The organism is Pseudomonas aegrilactucae (assembly GCF_019168305.1).
Lineage (GTDB): Bacteria > Pseudomonadota > Gammaproteobacteria > Pseudomonadales > Pseudomonadaceae > Aquipseudomonas > Aquipseudomonas aegrilactucae.
The window spans coordinates 60,613-68,414 of sequence record NZ_JAHTBI010000080.1 but is presented as its reverse complement, the minus strand read 5'-3'; the positions used below and the strand labels follow the sequence as shown (position 1 = coordinate 68,414).

The window sequence follows — 7,802 nt, the reverse complement described above, 5'->3', positions numbered from 1 at the left end:
GACTTCGGCGGACGCTTACCTTCGTGATGGCTTACAACTTCGCCAGACACCTCGAGTCCTTGAGATGGCGCACTCCCTTCAACTTGGTATTTGAGGCCTGGACGAAAAATCCAGAGCGATTCTCTATTAATCCGCACCAACTCATTCCAGGACCTCACACCTAGTCGCTCAGCCGGTGATCATCTAGGCGAGCTGGCTATGAAGGTTAAACGGATCGATAGTGGGCGGATTTATCACTTATGCTTTGCTATGCAAAGTTGATGAGTCGGGCAGCAGATCACACACGAAAGGCTGGTTGGCTGTGAGGGACGTCACGCAGGTGTGGAATCCCTTTTTGTAAGATAGCGCCTAAATTTACTGGACGACGAAGTGTTGCGACTTGAGATGAGGTACTATGCAAACCCTTTTTCAGTGCTAGGACGCTTTCATGGCTATTCGCAATATTGATGGGCTTGGTCTTTATTTTAAAAGGGAGGGCTTTCATCCTGAGAAAGCTGGAAGTTCATACTACCCAATGCTGGCCCTGCTGAGTTCTGAAGGCGATATATTGGCCGCTATTGTCTTCAAGAGATTTGATACAGTTTGGCATATAGAAAACGTTGTTGCTACCGCCGGCTTTGGACCTACAATTTATCAAATCCTCATGCAGCTTTCAGGTAGCGTAGGGGTCGCACCCTGCCGCAAAAAAAGTAAGTCGGCAAAGGAACTTATCGTTGAGAAATCCAAGAATATATGGCGGAATTTTCATGGGTCGTCTTTAGTGGTACCTGTAAAAATTGGATCGGACTATAGTGAAGATTACCTGAACTGCAAATTCATCTTGAAGAAAGATGCGTTCAATCTGGAGAGCGCTCAGCGCAATTTGGGATTGATAATTGCTAGGGCCTATTTCGGTAGTTTGAATTTTTTGGCTCGCGCCAAATTGCTCAAGTCTCCAGATAATTATGATGATGAGTTGGAGGCTTTTGCGCGTAATTACATCACCCAGCTTGAGGGGGCAATAATGAGCTTTTTGGAGGGGAGTGTGTCCGTTCATGCAAAAAAAGAGGGTGTCTACTCATCTTAAGCTATCTCGTAAAGCAACGTGCTCCTCAGAAATAAATACGTGATGAGCCATTAATCGTTCAACATGCCGTGGCCGTGATGCTCGTGCTGCTCAGCGCACGCTCAACCGCCTTGACATTAAGCCAGCCGACAAAAAGGATTTGGTTTGAGGATGCTCACTGGTGCTGTAGCCACCTCCCTGTGGCCACGGGTGATGTCGTGATGTAGAGGGCTGGCTGCGTATGCGTGGATCCGTGTGCCAGCCGGGCAACAATATTTCGGTGTATCATCCGGGCAGTTTAAGAAAGTGGCACTGCCGCTTGTTTCGCCTCGTGTCTAGAAATTGAGGGCTCATCCTGCGCGTGAGAGGGAAGAGCAACGCCCCAGGGGAAGGCCGGACTGGATGACCGTTCGTATTGATAGACAATGGCCGAAGGTAGCAGTCTTCGATCATAGATACGCCCCAGATTGAATACCACACTGTTTGGTGCGGCGATGATCAGGTGAATTGTCTTAACCCCTCTGGCTGACAGCCCTTTGAGAGCTTGCAGAAATTGTTCTGCCACCGCGCTTTGCTTTTCAATAGACCAGTGGGCATTGGAGGACAGATCGTCCATTTTCATGTGTACAACGGGCAATTCTGGGAAGGTGGTTGCGATGCCAGCCTCGTCTACCGGATAAGAAATCGAAAGGGCTAAGACCACTTCTTTTACGCTGCCGGTGATGGCAGACACAGTTTGCAGTCTTTGATTGTCGTCAACGCCGCTCTGAATCAAGCGCCATTGGCCGCCTCCTAGGCGGTCCCAGTCAAAGACCTTAATTCTGCCTCCTTCGTCATCGAGCAGGCATCCAGTCAAAAAAGTGAAAGGCACGGCCATGAGTCCGCCGTAGACGATCTCAATATCATTTTTATTCTGCCCATCAAGGCGTCGGATCAGATCACCTCTGCCGTCTACCACCTTTTTCAGGGCGATCTCTGGATTGGTGATTCGGCCCTCGGTTACCCCTTCGCGAATGTCGACGAGGATGGTATCGACGTTACCCCCAATGGTGTTCTTAACCGTGGTGTCCAAAGGGCTATCAATTTTGAAGAGTCCTTTTTGTTCAAGGGTCAGGACGCGTTGGCGGGCCAACTGCTGACGGTCCTGCAGGTTGAGGTAAATCCCAACCACAATCATGAGTACGCCAACGCCGAAGGCAGTCAGGCTGATCCAGGTGGCAGGCCCTCCTGAGGTGTCTACGCTGGCCTGTAGCTGTGTCGAATCGCTTTTATACACAATTTGCCCGACGATCCCGCCGGCAAGCGAGAGGCCTATCACTACAGCACCACTGCGGATCAGCGTTACACCGAGATTTTTGGGGCGAACAAACCAGTCGACTAGCTTTCTTCCCCAATTTAGCAATTCTTCCTTAAGCATAAGTACATCCTTACGTCTGGATGGCTGCCGCAGTCTACCGACTGAGTGCAGATGGTTAATTGATCGAGGTTGATTGCAGTGAAGTTAATAGGAAATTAGCATTCCTTCGGAAAAGCTATAAGTGCTGGTACGAATGATATCAAACTGTCTTCATCGGTACGATTTCTTGTGAAATTTTGATTGGTTTTTTCGCCGGTCCTGAATGGGATGGCATCTGGTTGACATGCTAAGCAAGCTAATGATTGAATGATAGGACTTACCCGATAAAGGCTCTTATCATGTCTAAACTCGCTGAATTTCGTGCCCTTGAGCAAAAGCTTGCGGCGCAGCTGGCCGAGCTGGAAAGCTTGAAAAATGACAACGCGCTTAAGCAAGAAATCGAATTTGAAGGAAAGCTGCGTTCTTTGTTGGGATAATATGGTTACAGCTTGCGCGACGTAATTCAGATTTTGGACCCCAGCGCTCGCGCAGAAGTAGCAGTTCTGCCGGCCAAAAATGCTCGAAAACCTCGTCAAATAAAGGTTTTCAAAAACCCCCACACGGGAGAGGTGGTTGAAACCAAGGGTGGGAATCATCGTACACTGAAAGAATGGAAAGCTCAGTACGGTGCCGGTACCGTAGAGTCCTGGCTTTCTTGAGTTGCTCACTGATCCTGTTTCCCAGCAAGGTGGCCCAGATTGGCGGCCACCGACCCTTCAAGGCAGGCAAATGAGTGCTGCCTTGACCGAGTCAGGTGCTGAGCTGGAAGGGGCTTGTGGGATTTTCTATGCATGGCGGATTTTGGAGCGTCGATGAGTACTCGATTCAGAATAACCATTGAAGACTGGGATGGAGACGGAGTCGTCCGCATACCCGATCAAGCCTTGCAAGAGCTTGGCGTTGACGTTGGGGATTCGCTCTATCTGATTGAAGAGTTCGTCGGTACCAGTCGCTGTTTGGTGCTCTCAAAGACGCCAAAAATTCCGGATCGCGTGGACGAGCTATTTGGCGTTTAAATACTTATTGTCATATTCCAATATGCTCGGCTGCTAGCCTGTGTTCTAGTAGCATAGTGAATTCGACACTGCAGATCGCCAGTTGTCTATCCAGGAGGTAAGGGAATGAGCACTGAAGAACTTTATATTTCTATAGATATCGAGGCTTCGGGCCCGATCCCTGGCGAGTACAGCATGCTCTCCCTTGGGGCGTGTGTTGTAGGGCGCCCAGATCAGGCTATCTACCTGGAGCTAAAGCCAGACAGCCCCAAGCACGATCCTGAAGCGGTGGCTGTAACGGGATTCGATCTGCAGGAATTGACAGTTACAGGAATTGTTCCCGTACAAGCGATGCAGAGGCTTGCGGAATGGCTGGCCAATGTCAGTCTGCCCGGTCAAAGAGCTATATTTGTCGGTCTTAACGCTCCTTTTGATTGGTCGTTTGTCAATTATTACTTTCATAAGTATGTGGGGGAGAACCCCTTCGGGTTTGCGGCACTTGATATCAAGGCGTATTACATGGGGGCTTTCAATCTCGATTGGAAGCAGACCAAATCATCGCACATGAGTGCAAATCTGCTACCGCAGTCATCTCCCACGCATAATGCGCTGGATGACGCGCGCTATCAGGCAGAGCTTTTCCAGTTGATGCTGCAGCGTAGGGCAGCGCTGCCCTGATCAGTTGGCCAAGGCGGCTTCCACGCACTTCCCGTCACGGAACAACCACGCCTTGATGCCGTCGGGTTCTGGGGATAGGCCTACAATCACTGCGATCGGGTGAGGTAGTTCCTGCGCGTAGCGTGCTGCGAATCGAGAAAAGCTTGCTATATCTGTGGGAGAAATCGCCGGAACGGTTTGTGGATGTGTATGCCAATACCCCACAAGCCGAAGCCCTTGTGCATTGGCCGATTCAATTTCCCTGCGGCAGCGGTCAGCGTCGAGTTCCAGCCAGGACCATCCAGCGCGGTCTCTTGCATGTGGCGGTGTGGCGAGGCTCATGATCAAACCAGCGGGGTTGGCCAAGTCGACAAACAGTTGACCACCTCTTTCAGTTCTCCACGTTCGTTGCCTGAACTGATCAAGCACTTCGGCAACAGCTTGGGAAACCGACAAGCGAACATCGATGCCAGGCCATTTCCATGCCCACGCTATAGCACTCACTGTTTACCACTCTCCGCATCTGGCCAATCACGTTCAAACACGATGTGTTGGACTCCATCTGCTAAGGGTGGCCCGCTGTAAGTGCCGTCATGAGTAGGAATGTCCTGAGGTCGATAGATACTTGTGGTCCACACAGGTTTGGTGATCTGCCCGGTAAGACCCCGCAATGCTACTTGGGTAACCATCGACGCCACGTTGGCCATGCCTGAGGCGCCTCCAGGGATGAAGGTTTGGCCACACGCCGGCAGTGGAACCACCCCGCCACCGTTCGGCCACTCGGTGTACTTGAAGTTGAAATTACCAGTGTCATCGAACAAGGGGCGTCCATCATGCTGCCCCTGTGGCGCTAAGAGCGCATGCCCAACAAACGAGTGAGGCTCACTCCACGCTTGCAGGAGATTCCAGCCTGCGGCTTGCGCTTTGCGGAACCACAGGGCTACCTCCGATGACCAGTCTGCAGTGGTGACAAGCACCATGTCTGCATTGTCGAAAATTTCCGGCATCTTGAGCAGCATGAGCTCAGCGAAGTCCATGAAGGCCGTGACCTTAACGGTAGGCAGATCATGCGTAATCTTTTCGGCAAGAGCAGTCGCTTTTGACTGAGCGAGATCGTCGGCCCCTAGTACATGACGTCCCAGATTCGCAGACTCTAGGATGTCAGGGTCGATGAGGACGAGCTCTCCCACGCCCGAGCGGGCCAGTTGTAAGGCAACAGTGCTCCCCAGCGAGCCAACGCCGACCATTACTACTTTGGACTTTTCCAGGCTCTTGGCGGTACCGCTGAGGTCGCGGGAAAGAATGTCATCCCGATCTAACACATTGAGGATGGCGCCCCTCACCAGAACAGGCGAGTGGGATGGCTGATTCTTGCCTGACCATCGCCGAGCTGAGCGAAAGCCATACCAGCGGCCATGGTCTGGTTGTTTACTGTAAGAACGGACATCTAGGCAATACAGAGGCGCTCCTGTGGGGCCGGGTAACTCAAGTACAAGCCACCGATTGGCCAGTGAGTCCTTTCCGGAGAACCAGGCCAGGAATTGCTTGCTATCGTCTGGGCTGAGGTGCGGTGTCAGCCATTCCAGCAAGCGATCAGGAGTTGGACATTGGATATCGGGGTAGGTCAGCAACTTCAGATAGAAGCCTGCGACAGCTGGTGCTTTGATTTTCGCGCTTAACCCAAGCGTACGGTTGATATGCGTTCTGAGTAATTGCACATCCGGTGCAAGCCAGGCGGTACGGGTGCGTCGGCCAGGGCGAGGGTCGCTGGTTGCAAACAGTTCTGATGCCGCCTTAGGCCTCTCCAGCAGCAAGACATCTTGAGGAGAAATATCAAGCTGCATGTTCCAATACGAGGTAAATTCTTTTTCGAATTCAGTGTCACGCAATGCAGGATCTGCATCTGCTCGAACAAACTCAAGAATTGCCCCAAGCCGTACGAGGCAGTCCTGTACCACTGTTTCCGGATCTCCCGTAATTGGCCTTTCGCGGAAACCGTGCAGACAGAGCCCGGATCTAGTGGCATGCGGCCATGCGAGCCAGGGGGACGGCTCGACTTGGATCCTCAGCGAGACCAATGGAAACTGGTTTGGAAACGCTATGCGCAACTGCCTTTCAATGCCGGTGTAGTCGGGTGGGAGAGGCAACAGAAAGCTGGCGGCTTCGCCTTGTTTCCGATCTGTGGTTCTAAGGATCGTAGTCGCAACTTCCTCGCCTATAAATGCGCGAAGCGCGGCGATGCCACGCTCCACGGCCGGGGATAGGTTGGGCTTAACCGAGGCGTTCAACTGGTTTCACATTCGTTTGTGGAGTGGCGTGGCTCGAGCTGCCAAAGATTGCAGTGGCGGCTAAGATGTTTTTGGTAGTCCCAACTTTTCGACCAGCCATCGTCCAGTGCCCCGGAATTTCGTTGTTGACCTCTGTAATCACACTCTGGCCGATCCCGAAGCTTCGCCTCATGACGTTGGCGAATGAGTCAGCGCTGTCGTGGGGCTGCAGGCCAAGCATAAAGGCAACCAATGCACTCGCATGCCAATTGTCAAAGGCTTGGCAGTATTTGTGTCCTTCGTCAGGCCTATTCCATTTCTCCGCGAAGTTTTCACCGGGATCTCGAGGGTTCACCACATAGTACTTCCCAGCAAAGACTTTGATCTCCTCAGGTATTTTTTCCACAATCTTGAGGATCGCATCGATCGGGGTCAGTGGAGTGTGATGTGACTCTTTTACCACCTTGAGGTAGGCATGAGTTGCCAAGGTGGTGATCACGGCAGAAATAGGGCGGTAATCCTCATTTCGCGTTTCAATTGCCCATTCATCGCGGTGCCGTTTAAGCAGTTTGATGGTGGCTCGCAAAGGATCGAGCTTGTCGTACTCCTGATACGAGGGAAGGGGCTCTTGTGTGGCAGAGTCCATGGCTCGACTCTCATTGGCCACAAAGCTCTTGAGGAGCTCCAGCGAGATTTTTTGCTCCGAAGCGCTATGTAGCCAGTCGGCATACGGGATTGGGCTACTGGCCTTCCAGCCTGTGACACGGTCAGGTACTTCAAGTTTTCCTTGACCGTTACTCTCATTATTCCCCTGCACCGCACGCGCAGGTGTGATGTCAATGTGGAATCCAGGGTTTTCGTCTGCGTACTCGATACGGATTCCTCGGCGCAGCTGGACAATATCCGATTGCACTCGGCTGCCTTCACGGAAGCGCTGTTCTATAGCTGCTAGAACCGTGTCGGCATCTGCATCACCGGCATTGGGTAGCCAGACGATGGCATCAGCATCGATCGTGCCGAGATCTTTGGGGGCATCTTTGACTGGATTGATCGTAGTCTTAAGGCGCATTGAACCCTGAGGGAAGATATGCGCACCCTCAAGCAAAGGGTCTTTGGAGGCCGAGAGGATACTCTGCAGCTGTGAGTAGCGATCCTCAATCACCTTGTATTGGCTGGCAGTCAAAGAGATGCTGCTAGCAGCGCGCAGAAGTAGGCGTTCCCAGCTACTGCGCCTGGTTGATTCATCTTTTGTAATCATGGTCGAGTCTCGTCAGAAGTGTGGCCCAAGGTCATAAGGCGCTGGAATGGTCTAATAGCTCCATTCTTTCGCGTGTATAACGCATATGCTTCCTGCTGCTCCGGCGCTGCCAGAACCAATCTCTTTAGATGTACCGGCAATGAAGATGGTAGGGTTGCAGGTTGTAAATTTTTAGCTGATAAAT

General features: G+C 51.9%; 7 protein-coding genes and 2 pseudogenes. 5 read left to right on the top strand and 4 right to left on the bottom strand.

Going from position 1 to position 7,802, the window contains the following annotated elements; translation table 11 throughout:
* Together KUO17_RS26785 and KUO17_RS20870 are read left to right on the top strand one after the other, a co-directional pair.
* Nucleotides 1–164 (top strand): annotated as a pseudogene (locus KUO17_RS26785) (IS481 family transposase); the annotation flags it as partial.
* 263 nt (nt 165–427) lie between these two features.
* Entirely contained in the window at nt 428–1,066 is a 639-nt protein-coding gene (locus KUO17_RS20870) for a hypothetical protein (protein ID WP_182408372.1), read from the top strand.
* Between the two features lie 277 nt (nt 1,067–1,343).
* On the opposite strand, the gene KUO17_RS20865 is transcribed toward KUO17_RS20870, so the two are convergent.
* Nucleotides 1,344–2,462 (bottom strand): SAVED domain-containing protein, encoded by a 1,119-nt coding sequence (locus KUO17_RS20865; protein WP_217977401.1) that lies wholly within the window; start codon nt 2,460–2,462, stop codon nt 1,344–1,346.
* A gap of 278 nt (nt 2,463–2,740) precedes the next feature.
* Here KUO17_RS20865 and KUO17_RS20860 point away from each other — a divergent pair.
* The 3 genes and pseudogenes from KUO17_RS20860 to KUO17_RS20850 all read left to right on the top strand — a co-directional run bounded on the left by KUO17_RS20860 (nt 2,741) and on the right by KUO17_RS20850 (nt 4,114).
* Nucleotides 2,741–3,100, top strand: a pseudogene (locus KUO17_RS20860) (histone-like nucleoid-structuring protein, MvaT/MvaU family).
* Between the two features lie 153 nt (nt 3,101–3,253).
* Nucleotides 3,254–3,457 (top strand): AbrB/MazE/SpoVT family DNA-binding domain-containing protein, encoded by a 204-nt coding sequence (locus KUO17_RS20855; protein ID WP_217977400.1) that lies wholly within the window; start codon nt 3,254–3,256, stop codon nt 3,455–3,457.
* 105 nt (nt 3,458–3,562) lie between these two features.
* Entirely contained in the window at nt 3,563–4,114 is a 552-nt protein-coding gene (locus tag KUO17_RS20850) for a 3'-5' exonuclease (RefSeq protein ID WP_100782174.1), read from the top strand.
* On the opposite strand, the gene KUO17_RS20845 is transcribed toward KUO17_RS20850, so the two are convergent.
* The 3 genes from KUO17_RS20845 to KUO17_RS20835 all read right to left on the bottom strand — a co-directional run bounded on the left by KUO17_RS20845 (nt 4,115) and on the right by KUO17_RS20835 (nt 7,618).
* Complete coding sequence (locus KUO17_RS20845) at nt 4,115–4,522, bottom strand: Mov34/MPN/PAD-1 family protein (RefSeq protein ID WP_279840515.1); 408 nt, start codon at nt 4,520–4,522, stop codon at nt 4,115–4,117.
* Nucleotides 4,523–4,593: 71 nt separating this feature from the next.
* The gene (locus KUO17_RS20840; RefSeq protein ID WP_217977398.1) at nt 4,594–6,381 is read right to left on the bottom strand and encodes a ThiF family adenylyltransferase; all 1,788 of its coding nucleotides are present in this window, start codon (nt 6,379–6,381) and stop codon (nt 4,594–4,596) included.
* On the bottom strand, nt 6,365–7,618 hold the full coding sequence (locus KUO17_RS20835) for a nucleotidyltransferase domain-containing protein (RefSeq protein ID WP_217977397.1): 1,254 nt from the start codon (nt 7,616–7,618) through the stop codon (nt 6,365–6,367). The genes KUO17_RS20840 and KUO17_RS20835 overlap by 17 nt, the downstream gene beginning before the upstream one ends.
* Nucleotides 7,619–7,802 lie beyond the last annotated feature (184 nt).